Raw genomic sequence first — 463 nt, forward strand, 5'->3', positions numbered from 1 at the left:
GTCTAAAAATTCAGTTGTCCTAGTGACACATTTATGTGTCCCCATCGTCTAGAGGCCTAGGACACCGCCCTTTCACGGCGGTAACAGGGGTTCGAATCCCCTTGGGGACGCCACTTACTTATTTTTTAATAGGGAAGTGAAGTGTTATTAAGAAAGCTCGCCTGAAACGAGTCTAAAAATTCAGTTGTCCTAGTGACACATTTATGTGTCCCCATCGTCTAGAGGCCTAGGACACCGCCCTTTCACGGCGGTAACAGGGGTTCGAATCCCCTTGGGGACGCCACTTACTTATTTTAATAGGGAAGTGTAGTGTTATTAAGAAAGCTCGCCTGAAACGAGTCTAAAAATTCAGTTGTCCTAGTGACACATTTATGTGTCCCCATCGTCTAGAGGCCTAGGACACCGCCCTTTCACGGCGGTAACAGGGGTTCGAATCCCCTTGGGGACGCCACTTACTTATTTT

3 tRNA genes are annotated in these 463 nt (G+C 47.5%); all 3 read left to right on the plus strand.

Going from position 1 to position 463, the window contains the following annotated elements:
* The first annotated feature begins 37 nt into the window (after positions 1-37).
* The 3 genes from H5087_RS20020 to H5087_RS20030 all read left to right on the plus strand — a co-directional run bounded on the left by H5087_RS20020 (position 38) and on the right by H5087_RS20030 (position 451).
* Positions 38-113: transfer RNA gene (locus H5087_RS20020), tRNA-Glu, on the plus strand.
* Between the two features lie 94 nt (positions 114-207).
* A tRNA-Glu gene (locus H5087_RS20025) sits at positions 208-283 on the plus strand.
* A 92-nt stretch (positions 284-375) separates the two neighbouring features.
* Positions 376-451, plus strand: a tRNA-Glu gene (locus H5087_RS20030).
* The last annotated feature ends 12 nt before the right edge of the window (positions 452-463 follow it).

This window comes from Pseudoalteromonas sp. SR43-7 (assembly GCF_014163785.1).
GTDB lineage: Bacteria > Pseudomonadota > Gammaproteobacteria > Enterobacterales > Alteromonadaceae > Pseudoalteromonas > Pseudoalteromonas distincta.